This window comes from Bradyrhizobium zhanjiangense (assembly GCF_004114935.1).
In the GTDB taxonomy this organism is placed as follows: domain Bacteria; phylum Pseudomonadota; class Alphaproteobacteria; order Rhizobiales; family Xanthobacteraceae; genus Bradyrhizobium; species Bradyrhizobium zhanjiangense.
The window spans coordinates 5539511-5561752 of the sequence record NZ_CP022221.1; the positions used below are offsets into that span (position 1 = coordinate 5539511).

Consider the following 22242-nt stretch of genomic DNA (forward strand, 5'->3'; position numbering starts at 1 on the left):
TTTGCTGGTCAGTTCAGTGCTGTAATTCGCATGGTATTCCCCTGCAGCCAGGCCTGCGCCGGCTTGCCGCGCAAGGCGGCGTCGATGTCGTCGGCAGTCTGATAAAATCCATCGATTGCAAGCAGTTCGGCCTCGATCTTCTGACAATAGATGCGCGCGCTGGTGTGACCGTTCACGCCCGCCATGGCGCGGCCGCGCAGCGCGCCGTAGACGTGGATGGAGCCCCCGGCGACCACCTCGGCACCGGAGCCGACCGAGCCGAGAATGGTGACGTCGCCTTCGGGGAAGATCACGGTCTGGCCCGAGCGCACCGGGTTTTCGAGCAGCAGCGAGGTCGGCTTGGCTGTGACTTTGTCAGCCTTCTTGGGCGCGCTCGGCTCGACCACGCAGCTGCGCCCGCCCGAGAGCAGCGGCGGCATGGATGGCGTCAGCCGGCCCTCCTCCACGCCCTCAATGCCGAGCACGCGGATGTTGCGGTCCTGCAGGCTGGTCAGCAGATGGGTGATGCCGGCTTGGCTGAGGTCGACCGAGGACAGGTCGATCACCACGGGCCGGCCGGCAAAGAAGCCCGGCGAGCGCGCAATCGTGGCATCGATCTCCTGGAGCCAGTCCTGGATCGGGACCGTCGGCACGAACACGAAGGCCACATAGGAGCGCCCGCGCAGGCGCACCATCTGGCGTTGGACTTTTGCTGCAGCCTCCATAGCGGCCGACTCGTTCCCCGTTATTGAATGGTTAACGATGCGGCGGATATGGTTAACGGCGAGTTAATTTCTCTCGGGTCATGTGGAAGGGCGCGGCATCGGGCGGATGCGGATGCGCTCGCCCCAACAGCGCTGTCATGCCCCGGCTTGCCGCCTTCGCTAAAGCTTCGGCGGCCGAGCACCCCCGTGGCCCCGGCGTAGCCTTGGCGGAGCCGGGACCGGGGCATCCAGTACGCCGCAGCTTCTCGGCTCTAATTCAGACGTCTCTGGAATACTGGATCGCCCGCCTACGCGGGCGATGACAGAGAGTATGGGGCAAGCCCCCTACTTCTTCACCTTGCTCGCATCCATCTTGATGCTCGGATCCAGCATCTTGGTCGTGAACGCCGTCGTCACGTCGAACGGCTTCTCCATGCCGAGATAGGTCTGGACCAGCTCGTAGTCCTTCTTCATCCGCTCGCCGTCGATCCAGCCGAGCGCCTTCGTCGTCGTGAACTCGTCGGTCATCAGGAACTTGATGCGTTCCCACTGGCGCTCCTGGTTCTCCTTGTCGAGACCGGAGACCTGATCGAGCAGCGCTTTCAGGCACGGCGTGACGTCGGCGACGCAGGCCGCAAAGGCCTTCTGCGTGACGCGCACGAACGCTTCGACCACCTTCGGATTCTTCTGGAGATAGGCGCCGTTGACGATCAGCGAATTGCCGTAGGGGTTGAGCCCGATGTCCTTCCAGTTGACGTAGCCGAGATCGGGCCCGAACTCGATCACCTTCAGATCATGCTCGTTGTAGAAGTCGCTGATGATGTCGACGGTGTGGCTCTTCAGCGCCGCGATCTTCGCGGTCGGCCCGACATTGACGAAGCCGACGGAGTCGGGCGCAAGGCCTGCGGCCTTGGCGAAGGCCGGCCACATCACGCGCGAGGCATCGCCTGGCGGATTGCCGATCTTGTGCCCGGCGAAATCCTTCACCCCGTTCACGCCGTAGCTTTTCAGCCAGTAGAAGGTCTGGCCGGTATTGGCGTAGACGCTCATCACCGCAACGGCGTCGGCGCCCTTGCTCTTGGCCACCAGCATGGTGGCGAGATCGGCGACGCCGAACGGCGAGCCGCCGGAGCCGACCTTGGCGGCGGAGACACCGGAGCCCTTGCCGGTCTCGATCGTCAGGTCGATCCCGGCCTTCTCGTACCAGCCTTGCGCCTTGGCGTAATAATAGGGCGAGTGATCGGCCGTCGGCGTCCAGTTCAGGATCAGATTGACCGCCTCGCCCGCGCTCGCGGACACCGCCGACACACCGAGCATCAGGGCCAACACCAGGGCAGAGCCCGCCGCCTGCAAATGCTTCATCGCACCTCTCCTCATTGCCGCGACCCCGGCTTGTCGCTCTCCCCATGTGAGGATACCAATGCAACAAGCCCGCCCTCAACTTGTCAACTGTTTGGTTGGAAATGCCCGCAAAACGATCTGGCGACACCGTGCCGCAGCGCCGCGATCCCGTCGCCACCCGCAACAAGCTGCTGACGGCGGCGCGCCTGGAATTCGCCCGGCACGGCTTTGCGGGGGCCCGCGTCGACGAGATCGCCGAGCGTGCCGGCGTCAACAAGCAGCTCGTCTATCACTACTTCGGCGACAAGGACGCGCTCTACCTCGCCGTGCTCGAATGGGTCTATGAGGACATTCGCGAGCAGGAGCGCAGGCTCAATCTCGAAGGCCTGCCGCCGGAAAAGGCGATCCGCAGGCTGATCGAAGCCTCATTCGACCACCTCGCGGCAAACCCTGATTTCATCGTGCTCTTGAACGACGAGAACCGCGGCGGCGCCCGCCACGTCCGCGGCTCGAGGCGGTTGGAAGCGATGCATTCCCCGCTGGTGAGAAGCGTCTCCCACATCCTCAACGAGGGGGTGCGCGCGGGCGTGTTCCGCAAGGGGATCGATCCCGTCCAGCTCTACATCTCGATCGCGGGCCTCAGCTATTTCTTCTTCTCCAACACGCCGACGCTGTCGGCGATCTTCGGCAAGGACCTTTCGAGCCGCGCCCAGCGCCGCGCCCGCCGCAGGCACGTCGCCGATCTGGTGCTGCAGTCGCTCCGGCCATAATCAACCAACTGGTTGAAACTTCCCTGAAGGCCGGTTAGGCTCGTCGCAGCGGCAGGTGACCGCGGCAACAGGGAGCAACCGGTGAGAGACGCGGCCCGCACCTCGCGCAGCTTTGCGATCATCCTGATCGTGCATCTCGCCGTGCTCGTGCTCTGGCAGGTCATGGTCGATGCTTTCCACGTGCCGAAATTCATCCTGCCCTCGCCGCTTGCCACCGTGCAGACGCTGGGAACCGCAGGCTATGCCTGGGGCGCCAACACGCTGGTGACCGCCATCGAGATCCTCGGCGGCTTCGCACTCGGCGCCTTCGTCGGCGTCGCGCTTGCGGTGATCTTCAGCTGGGCGCCGTTGCTCAGTCTCGTGCTGCTGCCGCTGTTCGTGACGCTGAACATGATCCCGAAGGTCGCGCTCGGCCCGCTCGTCATCGTCTGGTTCTCCTACGGCATCGTGCCGAACATCCTGATCGCCTTCAGCATCTGCTTCTTTCCGATCCTGCTCACCACCGCGCGCGGCCTGCGCGAGGTCGAGCCTGACCTGCTCGATCTCGTCAAATCGCTGCGCGGCTCGCGCTGGACGCTGTTCCGCAAGATCCAGCTGCCGGGATCGCTGCCTTACATCTTTTCCGGCATGAAGGTCGGCGCCATACTTGCGGTCGCCGGCGCCATCGTCGGCGAGTTCATCGCCTCGGAGCGCGGGCTCGGCTACCTCATGATCCAGGTGCAGTCCTCGCTCGATACGCCGGCGATGGTGATGGCGGTCGTGCTGCTGACGCTGCTCGGGGTCGCTCTGTACGGCCTGGTGCTCGCCCTCGAACGCATGTTCGTGGTCGGCGACGCCAGGCAGAACTAAGACCAAGGACCAAATCCATGCTGCTCACCCGCCAGACGCTGCCGAAGACCATTCCGGATGTCGCTGCGCTCGACGAGCTCCTGTGCCGGCCGACGCAGGCGCTGATCGACGACCTCGCCAAGGTTGAGGGCGACATCATGATCCTCGGAGTCGCCGGCAAGATGGGGCCAACGCTGGCGGGGCTCGCGAAAGCCGCCGTGCCGGACCGCCGCGTCATTGGCGTCGCGCGCTTCAGCGATGCCAGCGTCAAAGACTGGCTGCATGCGCGCGGCGTCGAGACCGTCAATTGCGATCTGATGGACGAGAGCGCAATTCAAACGCTGCCGAAGGCGCCCAACATCGTCTTCATGGCCGGCCGCAAATTCGGTGCCGAGGGCGATCTGTCGCTGACCTGGGCGATGAACGCGCATGTGCCGGCCCTGGTCGCGCAGGCCTTCCCCTCGTCCCGCATCGTGGCGTTCTCGACCGGCTGCATCTATCCCTTCGTACCCATCGACGGCAAAGGCTCGACCGAGGACATGGCGCCGAACCCGCCCGGGGAATACGCGCAATCCTGCGTCGGCCGTGAGCGCATGTTCGAGTATTTTTCGCGCAAGTTCGGAACACCGGGCCGCCTGTTCCGGCTCAATTACGCGATCGACATGCGCTATGGTGTGCTGCACGATATCGCCACGAAGGTGCTCACGGGCACGCCGATCGACGTCAGCCTGGGCCATGTCAACTTCATCTGGCAGGGCGATGCGTCCTCCCAGGCGCTGCGCTGCCTTGCCCATTGCACGACGCCGACCTCTCCGATCAATGTCAGTGGCCACGAGATTCTGGCGGTGCGCGATCTCGCGCAAAAATTCGGCGCAAGGTTCGGCCGCGCGCCGGTGCTGACAGGCAAGGAAGAGCCGACGGCATGGCTGACCGACACGTCGAAGGCAGTCGAGCTGTTCGGCTTGCCCGTCGTCGACACCGAGCAGTTGATCGCCTGGACCGCGGATTGGGTCTCCCGCGCAATGCCGAGTCTCGGGAAGCCCACCAAATACGAGGTGCGCGATGGACGCTACTGATGGCCCGCCCATCATCAAGCTCGGCGTCGAGGACGCGATCGCCGGGCTGGCGCTGTCGACGGAAGCGCACTGGAACCAGACCGAAGAGGACTGGCGCGTTTTCCTGCGCGACGGCGTCGTGTTCGGCATCCGCGACGGCGCGCGACTGGTGGCGACCGCAGCACTGCTGCCCTATTCCGGCAACAACGCCTGGATCAGCATGGTGCTGGTGTCGGCAACGCATCGCCGCCGCGGCCTTGCAACACGCCTCGTCGATGCCTGCCTGGAAACAGCGCGCAGGAATGGCCTGACGAGCTGGCTCGATGCGACGCCCGACGGCGCCAATGTCTACGGGCCGCTCGGGTTCACACCGACCCTGCAGTTGCGCCGGCTGAAGCTGAAGAAATCTGCGCAGGCGTCCGCGCCGGTACCATCCGCCGCAACGCTCGAGGCGCTTTGTGCCCGGGACCGGCGCGCCACAGGGTTCGACCGGACCGCTCTGCTGACCGCCTTTGCACAGCGCTCGGGGTCACGCATCGTCACTGCAAACGGATGCATCGCGTTGGTCCGCGACGGCAGAACCGCGCGCCATATCGGCCCCTTGTTCGCAAATCATGCAGCCGAAGCGCTGGCTCTCATTCACGCGATCGCGGGGTCCGAGGACCGGCCGCTCCTGCTCGACGCCATCGCCTCGCAGGGCGCACTCCTGGAGGGATTGATCGCCTCGGGCTGGACCATCGAGCGGCCCTTCCAGCGCATGCGGTTCGGCCCCGCCACCATTGCCGCTGAGGAAATGCCATTCGCCGTCGCCGGCCCTGAATTCGGATAGGACATCATGCACCACAGCCAGATCAACAGCGACATCCGCAAGCTGATCGCCGAGGGCACAGTGCTGCCGGCACATCCCCTCGCCCTCACTGCCGAGCGCCAGCTTGACAAGACGCATCAGCGCGCGCTGACGCGCTATTACATCGATGCCGGCTCAGGCGGCCTTGCCGTCGGTGTGCACACGACGCAGTTCGCGATCCGCGACGTCGGCCTCTACCGTCCCGTGCTCGAGCTCGCTGCCGAGACCGCCGCGAGCTGGACCAAGCGTCCATTGGCGATGGTCGCAGGCCTTGCCGGCCCAACCAGCCAGGCCACCGCTGAGGCCCGCACTGCACGCGACATCGGCTATCACGCCGGCCTGCTCAGCCTCGCCGCGATGAGGAACGCCTCCGAGGACGAGATCATCGCGCATTGCACCGCGATCGCCGCCGAGATTCCACTGGTCGGCTTCTACCTCCAGCCGGCCGTGGGCGGCGTCATTCTGTCGAGCCGGTTCTGGCAGCGCTTCGCTTCGATCGACAACGTCATCGCGATCAAGATCGCGCCGTTCAACCGCTACAGGACTCTCGACGTGCTCCGCGGTGTCGCGGCCGCCGGCGCGCTCGACCGCGTCGCGCTCTACACCGGCAATGACGATCATATCCTGCTCGACTTGATGCTGCCGTTCGACCTGCGCGACAACGGCGTCACCACACGCACCTATTTCAAAGGCGGCCTGCTCGGCCATTGGTCGGTGTGGACGGCGAGCGCCATCAAACAGTTCGAGCGCTGCAAGGCCGCGCGGCACAAGGACAGCGTTCCGGCTGACCTGCTCGCACTCGATGCTCGCGTCACCGACTGCAACAGCGCCTTCTTCGACGTCGCCAATAATTTTCACGGCTGCATCGCGGGCTGCCACGAGGTGCTGCGACGCCAGGGCCTGATGAAAGGTTTGTGGTGCCTCGATCCGAACGAGGGCCTCAGCCCCGGCCAGAAGCAGGAGATCGATCGCGTCACTCGCGAGCACGCCGATCTCAGCGACGATGCCTTCGTCGCCGCCAACCTGAACAAATGGCTGGCATGACCGAAGAACCCTTCATCAGCCTGCAAGGCGTCCGGAAAGTCTACCGCAGCGGCGGTGCCGAATTCCTGGCGGTTTCCGACGTCACCATGGACGTGCAGGAAGGTGAGCTCGTCTCGCTGGTCGGCCCGTCCGGCTGCGGCAAGACCACGGTGATGAAGATTTTGGCCGGCCTGCACGGCGCCGACGGCGGCACCGTGAGAATAGGCAATGCCAAGAGCCCGTTCGATCCGACCCGCGACATCGGCATGGTGTTCCAGCAGGCGCTGCTCTTGAAGTGGCGCACTATCCTGGACAACGTGCTCTTGCCGGCCGAGATCGTCGGCCTGCCGATGAGAGCCGCGCGCGAGCGGGCGCGCGACCTGCTCAATCTGGTCGGGCTGGCCGGCTACGAGCAGAAATATCCGCAGCAGCTCTCCGGCGGCATGCAGCAGCGCACCGCGATCGCGCGCGCCTTCATCCACGATCCGAAGCTGATCCTGATGGACGAGCCGTTCGGCGCGCTGGATGCGCTGACACGCGAGCAGATGAATCTGGAGATGCTGCGGATCTGGCGCGAGAGCGGCAAGACCATCATCTTCGTCACCCATTCGATCCAGGAGGCCGTCTTCCTGTCCTCGCATTGCGCCGTGCTGACCGCGGGACCTGCGAAGATGGCCGATTATTTTGCGATCGACCTGCCCTTCCCGCGCGATCTTCCGCTGAAGACCACGGATGCGTTCGGTGCGTATGCGCGGCGGATCTATGCGAAGCTGGGTCTGGGGGCGGTGTAGACCGCTTGCTCAGGTCCCGTAGGGTGGGCAAAGCGAAGCGTGCCCACCAGGGCCAGCCGAGCAAGTCGTGGTGGGCACGGCGCAAGTGCGCCTTTGCCCACTCTACGGGAGCGCGGCGCAATCGCGGCACCGCGCCCCTCAAGCTCAGGTCTTGCGCGTCTTGCTGAGCAGATAATTGTCGTAGAAGTTCTCCGCGATCTGCGTGTAGAACAGCAGCTCCTTCATATAGGCGTCGTGGCTGTCCTTGGTCCGCTTGAACAGGTCGCTCTTGGCGGCGAGCTCGTTCAAATGGTCCTGGGTCGCGTTGTAGCAGGCTTCCAGCACCGGCTGCGGGAACGCCTTCAGCTCCGCGCCATTGGCGATCAGGCGCTTGAGCGCCGCCGGATTCACGCTGTCATATTTCTCGAGCATCCAGGCGCCGGCCGCCGATGCGGCCTGGTTGACGATCGCCTGGTATTGCTTGGGCAGCGAGGCCCATTTCTCGTCGTTGACGACCATGTGCAGCATGGCACCGCCTTCCCACCAGCCCGGGAAATAATAGTATTTGGCGACCTTCTGAAAACCGAGCTTCTCGTCGTCATAGGGACCGACGAATTCCGCGGCATCGATCGTGCCCTTCTCGAGGGCGGGATACACATCGCCACCGGCGATCTGCTGCGGCACGACGCCAAGCCGCGCCAGCACATGGCCGCCCATGCCGGCGATGCGGAATTTGAGGCCTTTGAGGTCGTCGACGGTCTTGATCTCCTTGCGGAACCAGCCGCCCATCTGGGTGCCGGAATTGCCGCAGAGGATGGCGTGCGCCTTGAAAGGCTTGAGCGCTTCGTTGGTGAGGCCGGCGCCGCCGCCGAAGTGCCACCACGACTCCTGATGGCGATGGTTCATGCCGAAGGGTGCGCCAGTGGCATAGGCCAGCGCGGGCTCCTTGCCGATGTAGAAATAGAGCGGCGTCTGCGCCATCTCCACGGAAGCAGTACTGACGGCATCGAGCGCCTGCAGGCCGGGCACGAGCTCGCCGGCGGCGAAGGTCTGGATCTGGAATTTGTTGTCGGTGGCTTCCGCAACGTATTTCGCAAACGTCTGCGCCGTACCGTAGATGGTGTCGAGCGATTTGGGGAAGCTCGAGGTCAGACGCCATTTGATCTCGGGCGCGCCTTGCGCGATCGCAGGGGCCGCAACCAGCGTCGTCGCGCCCGCGACCGCGCCGCCCTTGAGGAATGTACGGCGTTTCATGATGGGGTCTCTCCCTTGAAGTCAGTTTTCAAACATTGGCTGCGGTCTTCGCGGACCGTTTGCCCGTTCCGATGGCGGAGTTCAAGCTGGGACAGAAAAGGTCGGTAGCCCGGATGGAGCGCAGCGCAATCCGGGAGGGTGCCACTGACGCGCACGACCCCGGATTACGCTTTCGCTCCATCCGGGCTACGAAGCTGTCGCTAGAGCAGCTTCGCGCTGACGAACAGCGCACGCACGGCGTTGGTTGCCTGCACTGCCAGCATGGCGTTACCGGCAGCGCCCTCCAGCGCCTCAACGGCGTCCTCATGCAGGGAGCGGAATTCCATCCATTCCACCGACTTGAAGTTGGTCAGGAACTGATAGGCTTGGCCGACGGTCGCAATCGCCAGCGTGTCACCGTTCAGCTTGATCTTGAACGTCGTGCGCAGCGGGGTCTCGGAACTTGATGGATCACTCATGGGCTGCTTCTGGACGAGGACGATTTAACGAAGGGGAAACGGCAGCCCCGCCGCGGCAGGCAAATATCAGGAATCGGTGCTCGCGCGCTGCGAGGCGGTCGCAGACCCGCGCAGATTCGGCACCACGACCAGACGGTTGAACTCGCCATTGTCGTAGGCCTTGATGAAACGGTCATAGTCCTTGATCGAGACGCAGCCGTTGGAATCGCCGCGCGGTCCGAGCATGTAATTGTGGGTGAGCAGGCCGACGCGGCCGAGCGCGCTGGTGCCTTCGACCGGAGTCATGCGCAGCGCCCGGACGCCGTGGAACAGCTTTTCGCGCGGCTTCAGATCGTAGGTCGCCGGCGGCGTCGCACCGACCATCCGCCGGTCGACATGGTCGGGATTGTCCATCATCGGGCCGAAGCCGGAATGGGCCTCGAGCGCCACGCCGCCAGGCAGGTAAACCGCCTTGGCCGAGATGTCATAGACCGCCGTCCGCGAATCGTAGCCGAGGGCCGCAAGATCGGGCGCCTTGTTGAACAATCCGCTGTCGGGCGTCAGCGAGGCCAGCTTGATCTTGTCGGTGAATTTTTCGAAGAAATTGCGGTTATCGACCCGGGGGCTGGTATCGGCATACGCTTGGCTGGATGCGATCTGGGAGGCGAGATCGGCCTGGACCGGGCGCGAGCGCGGCATCGGGACGGCGTCGGCGCGCTGCGAGGGCCTCGCCTCCTCGGCCGGGGGCTGGTCGTCCTCGGTCAAGGTCGAGCGCCAGTCATCGCCCTGCAGCTTCTCGGCAAGCATGGCCTTGGCATCGCGAAGCTTGAGCTGGACCGCGTTCAGGGCGGAGCGCTCCAGCGTCCGCAGGCCGAGTTCGCGGGCCGGCGGATTGCCGGAGGCCGAAGCGAAACGATCCTCGAATGAAGGGGCATTGGCCGGCGGCAACGCGGCGGAGACCAGCGGAGTCGAATCGCCCATATCCGCAACCCACGCGGCAGCGCCCAGCGCCAGCGCGATCGCTGCCAGCGACAGCAAAGTCTTTTCGGCTCGCCCGACACGGCGGCGCGACAACAGCCTCTCGGCATGTGCTGCGTCGGAAACCATCAGATCCCCAAATCGACCCCCGGGGGCGCCCAACCCCCACCCGGAGACTCTATACCAGCTACCACATTGGGAGCCAAAAGTTAGGCATAATCGCGGCCGGCAAGGGGTCCGGTGAGGCTTCCTGAGGTATCCAATGACCGATCCGTTCGATCTCAACCGCTTTGTCCAGGCCCAGGACCCGGTCTATCGCGACGTCCAGGGCGAGCTGGCCCGGGGCCGGAAGCAGACTCACTGGATGTGGTTCATCTTCCCGCAGGTCGCAGGCCTCGGCTTCAGCGCCATGTCGCAGCGCTACGCCATCGGCTCCCGTGCGGAGGCCGAGGCCTACCTCGCCCATCCCGTCCTCAGGGCGCGCCTGATCGAATGCACGAGGCTCGTGCTCGCCGTTCAGGGACGGACCATCAACGCAATCCTCGGCGCGCCGGATGATGCGAAATTCCGCTCGTCGATGACGCTGTTCGGTGCGGTGTCCCGTGAGCCCGTCTTCGATCAGGCGATCGCCCGATATTTCGCAGGCGAACGCGACGGCGCCACGCTGGAGATCCTCGCCAAGCTCGACCGGGCGTCCGGCTGAGTTGCGCGTAAACCCGGGATTAACATCGCCTGCCTATCTTTCGTGCACAATAATTCTCCCGCGCCAATTGCCCGACAGATCATGAAAATCGGTACGCTCCTGACCACCGCCATCGTCTCGCTCTCGACCGTCGGCGGCGGCCTCGCCGTCTACGTTGCCGTGACGAAATATCAGACGATGGAGCGGATCAGCGAGGCGCAAGGCCGCCTGGCGATCGTCCGCGCTGCCAGCGACATCCCGCGCTATCTCAATCCCGAGCGCGGCTTTTCCACCAACATCCTGTACGGCCCCGCCACGATCGATCCTGCGCTGCTCGCCGAGCAGGAGAAGCTGCGCAAGCAGACCGACGGAGCCCGCGACAGGATGAACGCGCTGCGCAAGGAGCTGCCCGGCTCCTTCGACGACGGCAGCACCATCGGCAGCAACATCGACGGCATCAATGCGAAATTCACCGCGCTACGCGAGGCCATCGACAAGGCGCTCGCGGGGCCTGCGGAGGCGCGCAAGGACGCCGCTAAGAAGATCGTCGCCGACAATGCCGTGCTCAACAGCGGCGTGACCGCGCTGCTCAACGAGCAGGTCCGCCGCATGGCGATTCTCAACGGCGACGCCTACCGGCAGGCCAGCTACGCCAACATCGCGATGACGCTGCGCGACGTCGGCGGCTTCAATTCCAGCCTGCACAAGAATCTCGTTGGCGGCAAGCAGCCGGCGACCGACGCCGAGAAGGCCGAGATCAGCCGCTCGCAGGGCCGCAACGATCAGATCGTGATGGCGCTGCAGGAATTGCGCGGCAATCCGGCGACTCCGGCCAACGTCGCCGCTGCGCTGGAGAAGTTCAACGCGGTCTATGTCGAGGAGTTCGGCCGCGAGCTCAAGCTGGTGAAGGACGGCGCGGTCAGCGGCAAGTACGAGCACGACATGGACACCTATTACGCTGCCACGCAGCGCGGCCTCGGCACCATCATCGGCGTCCGCGACGCCTTCTACGACAACGCCGAAGAGATCCTCGCCGGCGCGTCTTCGGGCGCGCGCACCAGCTTCACCATCGCGCTTGCAGGCCTTGCCGCCGTGCTGATCGCGAGCGCCGGCCTCATCGTGACCGTGCGCCGCCGCGTCTGCGCGCCGATTGTCAGCCTGACCACGCGGATGTCGCGGCTCGCCGACGGCGAAGTTGCGGAAAGCATCCCCGGCGCCGAGCGCTCCGACGAGATCGGGGCGATGGCCGCAGCCGTCCAGGTGTTCAAGGACAACATGATCCGGGCCGACCGGCTTGCGGCCGAGAAGCAGGCCGAGAACGACGGCAAGATGCGCCGCGCCCAGGCGCTCGACGACCTCACCCGCGCCTTCGAGGCCAAGATTACCGAGCTCGTCGGCGGCCTCTCGCGGGCCTCCTCCACGATGGAGACCACCGCGCAGTCGATGACGTCGACGGCGGCCCAGACCAACAGCCAGGCCGCCATCGTCGCCGCCGCCTCCGAACAGACCTCGACCAATGTGCAGACGGTTGCCAGCGCCACCGAGGAGCTGACCTCCTCGATCTCGGAGATCGGCCGTCAGGTCGCGCAATCCACCGAGATTGCCGCCCGCGCCGTCGACAATGCTCGCCGCACCGGCGATACCGCGCGCGCGCTCGCAGAGGGCGCGCAGAAGATCGGCGACGTCGTCACGCTGATCCAGAGCATCGCCGAGCAGACCAACCTGCTCGCACTGAACGCGACCATCGAGGCCGCCCGTGCAGGCGATGCCGGCCGCGGCTTTGCGGTGGTTGCTTCCGAAGTGAAGTCACTGGCCGGCCAGACCGCCAAGGCCACGACTGAAATTTCCGAGCAGATCACGGCGATCCAGTCCGCGAGCGACCAGACCGTGGCCGCGATCCGCAACGTCGCCGACGTCATCGCCGAGATCGACCAGATCGGCACCGCGATCGCGGCTGCGATCGAGGAACAGGGCTCGGCGACCAAGGAGATTGCCCGCAGCGTCCAGGAGGCCGCGCGCGGCACCCAGGAGGTCAACAGCAACATCTCCGGCGTGCAGCGCGCCGCCGACGACACGGGAGCCGCCGCCAGGGAGGTGCTGGGCGCCGCCGAGCAGCTCTCGACCCAGTCGCGCGATCTCGCCGGCCAGTTCGACCGCTTCCTCGGCGAGGTCAGGGCGGCGTAAAGAGGCTCAATAAGGCGGCGCCTTGCGCGCGCGCTGTGCTTTCGCCGCCTCGATCCACCACGCCAGATCGTCGGCAAAGCGCGGGAACGAGCGCTCGATCGCCTTGCCGCCCTCGCCGATCGGCTCGCCGTCGGCTGACAGCGTCTGCGCGATCGGGCCGACACCGATGGTGCTCGACACCACGACCATGCCCATTTCCGACAGCGTGCCGTGCCAAGCCGTCGCGGCGCGCGCGCCGGACAGACGGCCAGCGGAATAACTCGCGATCGCGGCCGGACGCCAGAACCATTCTTCGAGGAAATGGTCGGTCAGGTTCTTCAGGCCGGGCTGGATGCCCCAATTGTACTCGCCAGTGACAAAGACAAATCCGTCGGCGCCGCGGATCTGTCCGGCCAGCTTCTCGAGCGCCTCGGGCGCCGAGCCCTTGGGATATTCCTTGTACATGCGGTCGAGCATCGGCAGGCCGATTGCCTTGGCGTCGATGAATTCGACGTCCTCGCCGCGGCTGCGCAGACGATTGATGACGAAATTCGCAAGGCGGATGCCCATGCGGTCGGAACGGTAGGAACCGTAAAGGACGAGAATGCGATTGCTCATGGTCGAACGGTAGCACGAAACCGGCGTTCGGCCCTACTCGATTTGTCAAACTATCGCCCGCGTCCGCGCTCCAGCGTTTGCGATGGCGTCTCGCCGAACTGGTCACGGTAGCTTCGGGAAAAATCGCTGAGATGCCAGAAGCCGAAGGCGAGCGCCACGGCCTTGACGCTGTCCGCCCCGGCGAGCAGCCGCCGTCGCACCAGCCACAGCCGGCGCAGCCGCAAATAGCGGTGCAGGCTCATGCCGCGATAGCGCCTGACCACGTCATGCATGGTGCGGACGGACAGGCCGAGCTTGCGCGCAATCTCCTCGCTGTAGATCGGCTGTGAGAGATCGTCGGACAGCAGCGCGCGGATATCCTGGAACATCTTGAAGTGCCGCTCGTCATTTGGCAGCGCGGTCCATCGCGCGCGGACCACACTCTCGAATGCGCCGTCAACGGCCGCAAGCAGGGATTCTTTCATTGCGGCTGCCTTGAGCGGCACGTCTGATGCCTCGATGGGCTCTGACGCCGCAACCAACACCTCGCGAACCACGCTGCGCAATCGGGCGAGGCTCGCGGCGCTCGTTTCGAAAATCTGGAAGCTCAGGGTTACTCGTGGCCAGCCGCGGCCCGTCACCTCCGGCCTGAACATCACCGAGGCAATTTGCCGCTGCACCTCCTCGATGCTCGTGTAGGCGGCTCCGCCGCTGCCAATGACGACGACTGGGCGCGCGCGCTGCGCGCCATTGAATCGAATAGGGACATCGAGGTCGTCCATCGTGAACCCGATCGCCGTGCAACTCTCGACGAGTTGTCCGTCAACCACGCGCGGAAATGCGCGCGTCAAATTTACGTCGCAACCGGGCAGCGACAAAATGGTCTGCTCAGCAGAAATCCTTCGTACGAAAGGCGTGAACTCGAAATCCAGGCCTCGTATGGCGTTCCGAAATTCGTCGACGTCTGAAAAGCGAAATATCTTTGGTGCCAACCTTGGCACGTCATCGATGCTGTTCATGGCAATATGGAATGCAACGTCGCAACCGACGCACATCCGGCAACTGTGCCGGTTCGCTTCTCCCTTTGATTCGCCGTTGGACCTGATGAGTAAAGCCTAACGGGTCCTGTTCAGTTGAGAAGAGTCCAAGTGAAAGGACAAGTCGAAGGCGTCAAGTCTTGCCAAATTTCGATAGCATTTTCCCGGAATTGCGGCGGTGCATTAATACCCCGACATTTAATTTCTAAAATCAAAAATTAAGAATTTTGAGGCGCAATAACGCTCGTTAAATCATCAAAGTTATTTCGATTCAGGCTCCTGCCATGATGGCAAATTCGCCTGCTGATATTTTGGTCGAGTTGGAAGATGCGGTCGCCTCCTGTCCGCTGGACCGCTGCGCTCGGATCCTTGCGGGCATTGTGCAATTGCTCACCGGCAGTCGCCACCGGCGTCAGGAGCTGCTTGCCAATGTGGTCGACGGCGTTTTGCTGCGCTTGACGGATCGCGTCGACACCAGTGCGCTAATTCAGCTCAGCACCGCGCTTGCCGAACTCAATGTGGCCCCGCCGAAGACCTTACTGCGTCTTGCCGCACACCACGATCCGGAGGTGGCGTGCCCCATCCTGCTCAAATCGCAAACGCTCTCCAGGGTCGATCTCGAGACGATCGCGGCCTCGGGCGGCGAACGGCAACAATGCGCCATCGCTAGCCGCGAGCGCATCGAGCCGCCGCTGACCGAGGCGCTGATCAAGGGCGGCGGCCGCGCCGTCCACCTTGCGTTGATCGGTAATCCCGGGGCCAAGCTCTCGGAGGCCGCCTATTCCACGCTGATCGCCCGAGCCGGGCAGGACGACGAGATCACGAAGGCGCTCGCGCTCAGGCCAGATACGCCCGAGCTCATCGTGCGGAAACTGCTGTCCGCCTCCAACGGCCAGGAAAGGCCGGCGAAGCTCAACGCCTCGTCAACGCCGCCGCACAACGCGACATCGAGCGCAACTAGCATCTTGGCACCGCCCAAGCTGCCCTGCCAGGCGGCCTATGCGAGCGCGAGGCCGGAGATCGTCGCCCTCAACCGCGTCGGCAAGCTCAACGATTCCACCGTCAACCGCTTCGCGATCCGCGGCGAGACCGCCAATCTGTTCACGGCACTGTCGGTGCTCTCGGGGGCGCCGCTCGACATCATCGAGCACGTCATGGCCGATGAGGATTGCGAAGGTCTGGTCATGGCCTGCCGTGCTTCGCGGCTGAATTGGCAGACCACGCTGGCCATCCTGAGCAACCGCAGTGGTCGACGGCTTTCCTTTGCCGAGCGCGAACGCGCGCAACGGATCTTCGACACGCTGCTTCTGTCGACCAGCCAATGGACGGTGCGCTGGGGGGAAATCACCGCAAACGCCAAGACAAACGATAGGGCACATCGCAGCGCAAGATTGGGGGACAAGCAATGAGATTCGATGGCCGCAAGGCGGGGCGCGTTCGGATGGATCACCGGCAGCCCGTCAACCTGATGGGCTCAGACGGCACTTGGCGGCGCAGCTGTGTTCTGCTCGACGTATCGCAGACAGGTGCGAAGGTCGAGGTCGAGGGTACGCTGGACGTGCTCCAGGCCAAGGAATTCTTCATGGTGCTGTCATCGATGGGGCTCGCCTTTCGGCGCTGCGAGTTGGTCTGGATCGATGGCACCACCGCCGGGCTCCACTTCGTCACCGCAGGCGGCAAGAAGAAGCCGGCGAGCGCGCCGGCAACCGCTACGCGGAATTCCGCCGAAAGCAAATAAGCCGAGAATTCATCCCGCACATTGGACCCCACGACATCGAAGGTCAAACCGTGCTGAACCCGCGAACCACGCTCAGGCCGCTCGATCGTGACATCCGGGATACCGAGGCAGCCCGTCCCTTCGTGCATGTGCTGGCCGACACGTCCGACAAGCTGGCGCGTGTCTGCTCGATTCTCGAGGAGCGTTTCGCCGTCGCGGGCGAACGGCTCGACGCCGAGGCCAAGCTGTCGCAGGTTCCATTCGCCATCGTCATCCGCGCAGAGCTTCGCGACCTCGACAACATCGCGGCCATCAAGAAACGGGCCGGCAAATTGGCCAAAGCGAAGAAGCGGATCTTCCTCATCGAGGACACGTCTCACGTCGGCGTTTCGCAAGCCTATGCGCTTGGAGCGACGCTCGTCCTGCCCGGCACGATCAGCCGGGCCAAATTGCTGTTGGCGCTGGCTGATCCGGCCGATCCGTCCTCTGCCTCGTCAGGCGAGACTGCACAGTTTGACGACGCAGTTGAGATCGGGGCAACCGCGTTCGCCTCGATGTTCACGGCGGTCACCCTCGACCAACCGCTCGACGTGGACGGCACCAAGGAAGCCGGCCGCCAGATTGCCGATCGCATCACTGAGCATGGTCTGTCGGAATGGCTCACGACAGTGCGGCGCCATCACGAAGGAACCTATCAGCACTGCCTGATCGTGACCGGAGTCGCCATCGACTTCGGCCTGAGCCTCGGCGTCGGAAGAGCCGATCTGGAGCGCCTCTACTCGGCGGCCATGTTCCACGACATCGGCAAGGCGCAGATCCCGCTCGCCATCCTCGACAAACCGGGTCGTCTCGATTCCGAGGAGCGCGCCCTGATGGAGACCCACCCTGCCGCTGGCTACGAGTTTCTGAAGGGGCACGCCGAGATTTCGCCGGAGATCCTCGATGCCGTGCGTCATCATCACGAATATCTCGACGGGAGCGGGTATCCGGATGCCCTCTGCGCCGAAACCATTGGCGACATCGTGCGAATTCTCACGATTTCCGACATCTTCGCAGCGCTCATCGAGCACCGGCATTACAAGCCAACCATGCCGCGCGTGGAAGCCTACGACATACTGCGCGGGATGGCCGGAAAGCTGGAAAAGGCGCTGGTAACCGCGTTCAAGCCGGTCGCGCTCACGAGGTGAGCGCGTCGACGGCGCCGCGAACCGGCTAGTGCGTCGCGCGATATTTGGCGCGGTGCGGAATAGAACGGCAGGCCAGCCCGTCAGCCAGCAGCTTCATGTCCTCGTGCTTGCCGCTGCGGATCAGCCGGCCGAACTCTTCGGGTGTGAAAGGAAGACTTGGATCATCATCGATCGGGCGCCGCACTCGCGGACCGAAGAACCATCGAACCAGGCTAGCCAGCCGCCGCATCTCAATTCCCTCGCGCCAGCAACAAACCTCTCAGCCTGCATATTGTTCCTCCCGCCCCTTCGAGATTGCAAGAGCTTGCCAGCGACTCCGCACCAAAAAAAATTTCGCCAGAGAACAATCTCCTCTTCTCGTGCTAATCGGCAAAACCCACGTACCGCACGAACTCCTCGTTTAGTTCGCGGTCCGAGCGAACGGCATTCGCGGCAAAGCCGTCGTCGGGATAGCCCATCGCGACGCAGGTCATGATCACCTCGTCCTGCGGAATCTTCGCGACCTCGCGCACGATGTCGGAGCGCATGATGCCTTGTCCGTTGATCACCGAACCGAGGCCGCGATCCCACGCCGCGAGCACGATGCCGTAGCAGAGCGCGCCGAGATCGAAATGGCAGACCGCGCCGGGATCGAGCACGCGGTCGTAGGTCAAGACCAGCGAGACCGGCGCGTCGAACTGGCGGAAGCCGCGCAGCACCCAGTCCTGGCGCATCGGCTTGTCGTCGCGTGCGATCCCCATCGCGCCGAACAGCTTCTTGGCGATGTCGACCTGCCGCGTGCGATGCACGCCCTGGTACTCGCCATGGCTGACGATGTCGCGCTTGACCTTGGCGCCGGCGATCATCTCCTCCATGTTGCGGCGGCGCACCTCTTCCAGCGGGCTGCCGGTGAGCACGTGGACATGCCAGGGCTGGGTGTTCATCGACGACGGCGCGCGCTTGGCGCTCTCGATGATCGCCTCGATCACCGCGCGCGGCATCGGCTCGTTCCTGAAGCCGCGCACGCTGCGGCGCGATTGGACCAGCGTTTCGAATTCCACCTCAAGACCTCCCTGCCCATTTCGTCCGGCTTCGCGGCAGGGCGCCGGTTGCCGATGCGGCGCGCAAAATCTATGCTAACCCGCAAGCAAGACCAAGAACCCTGGAGGACCTGTCATGGCCGCGCCGCTCGATCCCGTGATCGCCGAGATCATTCCGCTCATGCCGATGCGCGATCCCGCGGTCATGACGCCACAGAGCGCCCGTGATTCCTTGCGCGCACTGGCTGCCTCGCGCGCGGCCATCCCGCCACCGCCCGTCGACAGCGTACAGGATATCAAGGTGAAAGGTGGCGCCGGCCCGCTCGATGCACGCGTCTACCGGGTCGGCACCACGCCCGCGCCGACCGTGGTGTTCTTCCATGGCGGCGGCTGGGTCGCGGGCGATCTCGAGACTCACGACCGGCAGGCGCGCAACCTCGCGATCGAGACCGGCGCGGTCGTCGTCTCCGTCGACTATCGCCGCCCGCCCGAGACGCGCTTTCCCGGCGCCTTCGAGGACGCCTTTGCCGCGGTGAGTGACATCTTCAACCGCGTCGCGGAATTTGGCGGCGATGCAAAGCGCTTCGGCGTTGCCGGCGACAGCGCCGGCGGCAATCTCGCGGCGACCACCGCGATCGCGTGCCGTGACGCCGGCATCAAGCTCGCCGCGCAATTGCTGGTCTATCCCGTGACCGACGTCCTCGGCAGCTATGCGGATGCGCGCGAGAACGCGCGCTATCCCTCGCGCGCCGAGAATGCCGACGGCTACTTCCTCTCCCGCGCCGTGATGGAATGGTTTTGCGGCCACTATCTCGCCGATGCCGGCCATGCGTCGGACTGGCGAGTCTCACCACTGCGCGCGGCATCCCTCGCCGGCGTCGCGCCGGCGGTCGTGACCACCGCCTGGTTCGATCCGCTGCGCGACGAAGGCGCGGCCTACGCGCGGGCACTGGAGGCCGCCGGCGTGCGCGTCAAGCACCATGAAGGCCCCGGCCTGATCCACGGCTATTTCGGCATGGGCGACGCCTCGGACGTCGCGCGCGCCGAGGCGCAGCGCGCACGCGCCGACTTCAAGGCGCTGCTGGCGCGGGGCGTATGAGATCGCTAAATGCTCCGCGCCCGCTGCGCGTCGGTGTGCCCCCAAGTCTTGTCCCAATCCTGACCGGCGGCATCGACGACACGGCCGTCGGCTTCGAAGAACTTGTTCGGCACCTGGAAGATCGCCAGGATCAAGGCCCCGTCCGGGCACCAGGCGGCGTGCCGGCTGCCCGCCTCGCGCCAGATGAATTCCCCGGCCTTGCAGGCGATCCCCTTGGCCGGCCCTTCCTTGTCGACGAGCGCGCCCTCAATGACGTAGCTCTGCTCGATGCCGACATGCTCGTGATCGGGCAGCACCGATCCCGGCGCAAAGCGCATCAAGGCGGTCATCAGACCGCTGCTGCGATCGAACAGCAGTGTCTTGGCCTCGCAACCTGGAAACCGCGTCTTTTGCCAGTCCATCTCTTGCGGCTGAACCAGGTGAGAATGCCGGTCGGCGGCTTCCTGGTCTATCGGGATCACGGCGTCCATCACGATGCTCCCTCTCTATCTCAACCGTCCGAAGCTAGCAGGATCGCCCGGCCTGGTCAGCGAGCAGTGCAATAAGTGGGGGGCGTTTGCCGATCGCGCCCGAAAAATCGGCAGGCCGAACTGACTACGCCCGCTCAATCCTGCTTGATTGCGCCACGATTCCCGGCTCCAATCCTCCTGCCATTTCTGGTTTAGGGAGACACCCATGATGAAGCGGATTTTCCTGGCGGCGATCGTTGCCACCTTTGCAGCGGGCTCGGCCTTCGCGCAAGAAACGTGCGAGAGCAAAGCGATCGGCAAGGACGGCAAGCCCCTGGCCGGTGCCGCCAAGACCTCGTTCCTGAAGAAGTGCAAGGCCGACGCCTGCGCGCCCAAGGCCGTCGGCTCCGACGGCAAGCCGCTCGCCGGCGCCGCCAAGAACAGCTTTATGAAGAAGTGCGAGACCAGCGCGTAGTGGCGCGTACTGCAAGAAGCTCGTGCTCCGGACGCAGCGCAGCGCTCTCAGCGATGCGCTGCAGAGCCGGGGCCCATGTTTCCAAAAGCAGTCCGAGAGATGGGTCCCGGCTGAGCGGCGCGTCACTGCGTGCCGCACCGCGTCCGGGACATGAGCCTCGCGACTAGTTCGCTGCCTCACTCCCGCTTGAACTTGTAATCAAACGCCCCATCCAGCGGCTTGATCAGTCCGGCCGTCGGCGCCGGAAAATGCACCGGCAGGATCAACGTGTCGGTGTCCGCAACCGAAGCGAAGAACTTTCGCCGCGACACCGCCGATTGCTTCGGATCCCAATCCGGCTTCGCCGACCATTCCGGTTCGCGGCACTGGATCTGATGATGCACGAGATCGCCCGCGACCACCGCGCGCTGGCCCTTCGAGACAATGTTCACGCAGCAATGGCACGGCGAATGCCCCGGCGTCGGCGTCAGCGTCACGGTGTCGTCGAGCGCGTAGTCGTCATCGACCAATAGCGCCTGTCCCGCTTCGACGATCGGCAGGCAATTGTCGCGAAACACGGTGCCGGGCGGGTTGTTTCCCTTGGAGTGCTCGGCCTCCCAGGCCGCGTACTCGCGCTTGTGGAAGACGTACTTCGCGTTCGGGAACGTCAGCACCCAGCGCCCGTCGCGCAAGGTGGTATTCCAGCCGGTGTGGTCGATATGCAGATGCGTGCAGAACACGTAGTTGATCTGCTCGAAGCCGATGCCGAGCGCGAACAATTCGTTGCGCCAGCGCTCCTTGCCGGGAAAATCGAACGGCGGCGGATGGCCCTTGTCCTCGCCGGTACAGGTGTCGACCAAAATCGTGTAGCGCGGCGTGCGGACCACGAAGGTCTGGTAGGTGATCACCATCATGCCGCGCGCGGCGTCGAACACCTCCGGCTCCATCGTCGGCAGATGACGGGCGAACACGCCCTCGTCATAGGCTGGGAAAAAGTCCTGCGGCCGCCGCCACGGCCCTTCCCGCTCGATCACCGCATCGATGGTGATATCGCCGATCCGCAGTTGCTTCATGGTTCTTCGCTCGCTTTTTCGAGCAAGCCTAGCAACTGGCATCAACAGGTCAAGGCGCCGATCATGTCCGCTCAGGTCCAAATAGCAGCACTCTGATGGACCTCCGCGAACATCCGCGTCGGGCCAACAGAAGAAATTTCGGCTATGACTAGACGTATGATGCGAACGCGCACCTGGATAGCGACAAGCGGCGGTCCTCACCTGCTGATTGCCGATGAACAACTCCCGCATTGGCGGGGGATCGAGCGATGGCGCGATCATAACGACCCAGCAGATCAAAGTGACTATGCCCGCGCGTGCAGAGTAACGACTTGGCTGGGATCGCTCGCCTGTCAGCAGGGTAGCGCTGTTGTGTTATCGGGCGATGCCGGCGACATAGCATGGTATCCGAATCGTCAAGGTGGCGGCTTTCTCGTGCAATGGCTTGGCGTTGATGACGAACGACTGATCGAGCCCGCTTTGTACGCGCCGCAACTGCGGGACCGCCTGGAGAGTTCAAGCGCTGAAAGGCTTGAATTTGAGACCGGTGCGTCCGGTACAATGTGGCTCATAGATGCATCGGATCAAGGCTACGATCTACGCAACAGCCATCAGGCTCTGGCCCTGCTACCAGGCAACTACCTTGCGAAGGCTGCCTCCTACGGCTCTCCCGGGCTGGCGATGGTCGTTCGGGAAATCTGTTGGATCAGCCCACCGGTCAACGAAGCCGCGTTGGGTCAGGAGCGGTGATGCTCTCGTTGATCGGGAGACTTCCGCTTAAAGATGAGCAGCCGATCTGT

The 22242-nt window shown here is 64.3% G+C and carries 25 protein-coding genes; 14 read left to right on the forward strand and 11 right to left on the reverse strand.

Translation table 11 applies throughout. The features are described from left to right. Positions 1-8: 8 nt before the first annotated feature. Both minC and XH85_RS26545 read right to left on the reverse strand, forming a co-directional pair. Complete coding sequence (gene minC, locus XH85_RS26540) at positions 9-704, reverse strand: septum site-determining protein MinC (RefSeq protein ID WP_128934162.1); 696 nt, start codon at positions 702-704, stop codon at positions 9-11. A 324-nt stretch (positions 705-1028) separates the two neighbouring features. Then, a complete protein-coding gene (locus tag XH85_RS26545; protein WP_128934163.1) occupies positions 1029-2045 on the reverse strand; it encodes an ABC transporter substrate-binding protein in 1017 nt (338 codons plus the stop codon). Between the two features lie 101 nt (positions 2046-2146). On the opposite strand from XH85_RS26545, the gene XH85_RS26550 reads away from it, so the two are divergent. The 6 genes from XH85_RS26550 (at position 2147) to XH85_RS26575 (ending at position 7338) form a co-directional block, all read left to right on the forward strand. Then, positions 2147-2794: a TetR/AcrR family transcriptional regulator gene (locus XH85_RS26550; RefSeq protein ID WP_128934164.1), complete on the forward strand. Its 648-nt coding sequence runs from the start codon at positions 2147-2149 to the stop codon at positions 2792-2794. An 81-nt stretch (positions 2795-2875) separates the two neighbouring features. Then, positions 2876-3643 carry an ABC transporter permease gene (locus XH85_RS26555; protein WP_128934165.1) on the forward strand — a complete coding sequence of 256 codons (768 nt, stop codon included), beginning with the start codon at positions 2876-2878 and terminating at the stop codon, positions 3641-3643. A 17-nt stretch (positions 3644-3660) separates the two neighbouring features. Further along, positions 3661-4698 (forward strand): NAD-dependent epimerase/dehydratase family protein, encoded by a 1038-nt coding sequence (locus tag XH85_RS26560; protein WP_128934166.1) that lies wholly within the window; start codon positions 3661-3663, stop codon positions 4696-4698. Further along, the gene (locus tag XH85_RS26565; protein ID WP_128934167.1) at positions 4685-5506 is read left to right on the forward strand and encodes a GNAT family N-acetyltransferase; all 822 of its coding nucleotides are present in this window, start codon (positions 4685-4687) and stop codon (positions 5504-5506) included. Before XH85_RS26560 ends, XH85_RS26565 begins: the two co-directional genes overlap by 14 nt. Positions 5507-5512: 6 nt before the next feature. Further along, entirely contained in the window at positions 5513-6568 is a 1056-nt protein-coding gene (locus XH85_RS26570; protein WP_128934168.1) for a dihydrodipicolinate synthase family protein, read from the forward strand. Next, a complete protein-coding gene (locus XH85_RS26575) occupies positions 6556-7338 on the forward strand; it encodes an ABC transporter ATP-binding protein (protein ID WP_128934169.1) in 783 nt (260 codons plus the stop codon). The genes XH85_RS26570 and XH85_RS26575 overlap by 13 nt, the downstream gene beginning before the upstream one ends. A gap of 144 nt (positions 7339-7482) precedes the next feature. Here the strand turns inward: XH85_RS26575 and XH85_RS26585 are convergent, their stop codons facing one another. From XH85_RS26585 to XH85_RS26595, 3 genes are all read right to left on the reverse strand, one after another. Then, entirely contained in the window at positions 7483-8571 is a 1089-nt protein-coding gene (locus tag XH85_RS26585; RefSeq protein WP_128934170.1) for a TRAP transporter substrate-binding protein, read from the reverse strand. Between the two features lie 200 nt (positions 8572-8771). Further along, positions 8772-9029, reverse strand: coding sequence for a hypothetical protein (locus tag XH85_RS26590; RefSeq protein ID WP_018322933.1), 258 nt, complete (start codon positions 9027-9029; stop codon positions 8772-8774). A gap of 66 nt (positions 9030-9095) precedes the next feature. Then, complete coding sequence (locus XH85_RS26595; protein ID WP_128937430.1) at positions 9096-10046, reverse strand: DUF2778 domain-containing protein; 951 nt, start codon at positions 10044-10046, stop codon at positions 9096-9098. A 202-nt stretch (positions 10047-10248) separates the two neighbouring features. Between XH85_RS26595 and XH85_RS26600 the strand changes: the two genes are divergently transcribed. Together XH85_RS26600 and XH85_RS26605 are read left to right on the forward strand one after the other, a co-directional pair. Then, on the forward strand, positions 10249-10689 hold the full coding sequence (locus XH85_RS26600; protein ID WP_128934171.1) for a DUF1810 domain-containing protein: 441 nt from the start codon (positions 10249-10251) through the stop codon (positions 10687-10689). 81 nt (positions 10690-10770) lie between these two features. Further along, complete coding sequence (locus XH85_RS26605) at positions 10771-12852, forward strand: methyl-accepting chemotaxis protein (RefSeq protein ID WP_128934172.1); 2082 nt, start codon at positions 10771-10773, stop codon at positions 12850-12852. A 6-nt stretch (positions 12853-12858) separates the two neighbouring features. On the opposite strand, the gene XH85_RS26610 is transcribed toward XH85_RS26605, so the two are convergent. Both XH85_RS26610 and XH85_RS26615 read right to left on the reverse strand, forming a co-directional pair. Then, the gene (locus tag XH85_RS26610) at positions 12859-13449 is read right to left on the reverse strand and encodes an NADPH-dependent FMN reductase (protein ID WP_128934173.1); all 591 of its coding nucleotides are present in this window, start codon (positions 13447-13449) and stop codon (positions 12859-12861) included. Between the two features lie 50 nt (positions 13450-13499). Continuing rightward, on the reverse strand, positions 13500-14447 hold the full coding sequence (locus XH85_RS26615; RefSeq protein ID WP_128934174.1) for an AraC family transcriptional regulator: 948 nt from the start codon (positions 14445-14447) through the stop codon (positions 13500-13502). A gap of 302 nt (positions 14448-14749) precedes the next feature. On the opposite strand from XH85_RS26615, the gene XH85_RS26620 reads away from it, so the two are divergent. Genes XH85_RS26620 through XH85_RS26630 form a run of 3 tightly spaced genes read left to right on the forward strand, consistent with a single transcriptional unit; the run spans position 14750 to position 17369 of the window. Continuing rightward, the gene (locus XH85_RS26620; RefSeq protein ID WP_128934175.1) at positions 14750-15874 is read left to right on the forward strand and encodes a DUF2336 domain-containing protein; all 1125 of its coding nucleotides are present in this window, start codon (positions 14750-14752) and stop codon (positions 15872-15874) included. Continuing rightward, the gene (locus XH85_RS26625) at positions 15871-16203 is read left to right on the forward strand and encodes a PilZ domain-containing protein (RefSeq protein ID WP_128934176.1); all 333 of its coding nucleotides are present in this window, start codon (positions 15871-15873) and stop codon (positions 16201-16203) included. The genes XH85_RS26620 and XH85_RS26625 overlap by 4 nt, the downstream gene beginning before the upstream one ends. 50 nt (positions 16204-16253) lie before the next feature. Continuing rightward, positions 16254-17369, forward strand: coding sequence for an HD-GYP domain-containing protein (locus tag XH85_RS26630; protein ID WP_128934177.1), 1116 nt, complete (start codon positions 16254-16256; stop codon positions 17367-17369). Between the two features lie 25 nt (positions 17370-17394). On the opposite strand, the gene XH85_RS26635 is transcribed toward XH85_RS26630, so the two are convergent. Together XH85_RS26635 and XH85_RS26640 are read right to left on the reverse strand one after the other, a co-directional pair. Continuing rightward, positions 17395-17598 carry a hypothetical protein gene (locus XH85_RS26635; RefSeq protein WP_128934178.1) on the reverse strand — a complete coding sequence of 68 codons (204 nt, stop codon included), beginning with the start codon at positions 17596-17598 and terminating at the stop codon, positions 17395-17397. Between the two features lie 133 nt (positions 17599-17731). Further along, positions 17732-18409 carry a nitroreductase gene (locus tag XH85_RS26640; protein WP_128934179.1) on the reverse strand — a complete coding sequence of 226 codons (678 nt, stop codon included), beginning with the start codon at positions 18407-18409 and terminating at the stop codon, positions 17732-17734. A gap of 115 nt (positions 18410-18524) precedes the next feature. Between XH85_RS26640 and XH85_RS26645 the strand changes: the two genes are divergently transcribed. After that, positions 18525-19487 (forward strand): alpha/beta hydrolase, encoded by a 963-nt coding sequence (locus XH85_RS26645; protein WP_128934180.1) that lies wholly within the window; start codon positions 18525-18527, stop codon positions 19485-19487. A 5-nt stretch (positions 19488-19492) separates the two neighbouring features. Here XH85_RS26645 and XH85_RS26650 read toward each other — a convergent pair whose 3' ends face one another. Next, a complete protein-coding gene (locus tag XH85_RS26650; protein WP_128934181.1) occupies positions 19493-19957 on the reverse strand; it encodes a cupin domain-containing protein in 465 nt (154 codons plus the stop codon). A 205-nt stretch (positions 19958-20162) separates the two neighbouring features. Here XH85_RS26650 and XH85_RS26655 point away from each other — a divergent pair, with 205 nt between their 5' ends. Then, positions 20163-20411 carry a hypothetical protein gene (locus tag XH85_RS26655; protein WP_128934182.1) on the forward strand — a complete coding sequence of 83 codons (249 nt, stop codon included), beginning with the start codon at positions 20163-20165 and terminating at the stop codon, positions 20409-20411. Between the two features lie 176 nt (positions 20412-20587). Here the strand turns inward: XH85_RS26655 and XH85_RS26660 are convergent, their stop codons facing one another. Further along, entirely contained in the window at positions 20588-21463 is an 876-nt protein-coding gene (locus tag XH85_RS26660; protein ID WP_128934183.1) for an MBL fold metallo-hydrolase, read from the reverse strand. Positions 21464-21619: 156 nt separating this feature from the next. On the opposite strand from XH85_RS26660, the gene XH85_RS26665 reads away from it, so the two are divergent. Beyond that, a complete protein-coding gene (locus XH85_RS26665; protein ID WP_164940464.1) occupies positions 21620-22192 on the forward strand; it encodes an Imm21 family immunity protein in 573 nt (190 codons plus the stop codon). Positions 22193-22242: the final 50 nt, after the last annotated feature.

Coding starts and splice junctions, on each gene's coding strand:
- minC (WP_128934162.1), bottom strand. CDS start 704: ATGGAGGCTGCAGCAAAAGTCCAACGCCAGATGGTGCGCCTGCGCGGG.
- XH85_RS26545 (WP_128934163.1), bottom strand. CDS start 2,045: ATGAAGCATTTGCAGGCGGCGGGCTCTGCCCTGGTGTTGGCCCTGATG.
- XH85_RS26550 (WP_128934164.1), top strand. CDS start 2,147: ATGCCCGCAAAACGATCTGGCGACACCGTGCCGCAGCGCCGCGATCCC.
- XH85_RS26560 (WP_128934166.1), top strand. CDS start 3,661: ATGCTGCTCACCCGCCAGACGCTGCCGAAGACCATTCCGGATGTCGCT.
- XH85_RS26565 (WP_128934167.1), top strand. CDS start 4,685: ATGGACGCTACTGATGGCCCGCCCATCATCAAGCTCGGCGTCGAGGAC.
- XH85_RS26570 (WP_128934168.1), top strand. CDS start 5,513: ATGCACCACAGCCAGATCAACAGCGACATCCGCAAGCTGATCGCCGAG.
- XH85_RS26575 (WP_128934169.1), top strand. CDS start 6,556: ATGGCTGGCATGACCGAAGAACCCTTCATCAGCCTGCAAGGCGTCCGG.
- XH85_RS26585 (WP_128934170.1), bottom strand. CDS start 8,571: ATGAAACGCCGTACATTCCTCAAGGGCGGCGCGGTCGCGGGCGCGACG.
- XH85_RS26590 (WP_018322933.1), bottom strand. CDS start 9,029: ATGAGTGATCCATCAAGTTCCGAGACCCCGCTGCGCACGACGTTCAAG.
- XH85_RS26600 (WP_128934171.1), top strand. CDS start 10,249: ATGACCGATCCGTTCGATCTCAACCGCTTTGTCCAGGCCCAGGACCCG.
- XH85_RS26605 (WP_128934172.1), top strand. CDS start 10,771: ATGAAAATCGGTACGCTCCTGACCACCGCCATCGTCTCGCTCTCGACC.
- XH85_RS26610 (WP_128934173.1), bottom strand. CDS start 13,449: ATGAGCAATCGCATTCTCGTCCTTTACGGTTCCTACCGTTCCGACCGC.
- XH85_RS26615 (WP_128934174.1), bottom strand. CDS start 14,447: ATGAACAGCATCGATGACGTGCCAAGGTTGGCACCAAAGATATTTCGC.
- XH85_RS26620 (WP_128934175.1), top strand. CDS start 14,750: ATGATGGCAAATTCGCCTGCTGATATTTTGGTCGAGTTGGAAGATGCG.
- XH85_RS26625 (WP_128934176.1), top strand. CDS start 15,871: ATGAGATTCGATGGCCGCAAGGCGGGGCGCGTTCGGATGGATCACCGG.
- XH85_RS26635 (WP_128934178.1), bottom strand. CDS start 17,598: ATGCGGCGGCTGGCTAGCCTGGTTCGATGGTTCTTCGGTCCGCGAGTG.
- XH85_RS26645 (WP_128934180.1), top strand. CDS start 18,525: ATGGCCGCGCCGCTCGATCCCGTGATCGCCGAGATCATTCCGCTCATG.
- XH85_RS26650 (WP_128934181.1), bottom strand. CDS start 19,957: ATGGACGCCGTGATCCCGATAGACCAGGAAGCCGCCGACCGGCATTCT.
- XH85_RS26655 (WP_128934182.1), top strand. CDS start 20,163: ATGATGAAGCGGATTTTCCTGGCGGCGATCGTTGCCACCTTTGCAGCG.
- XH85_RS26660 (WP_128934183.1), bottom strand. CDS start 21,463: ATGAAGCAACTGCGGATCGGCGATATCACCATCGATGCGGTGATCGAG.
- XH85_RS26665 (WP_164940464.1), top strand. CDS start 21,620: ATGATGCGAACGCGCACCTGGATAGCGACAAGCGGCGGTCCTCACCTG.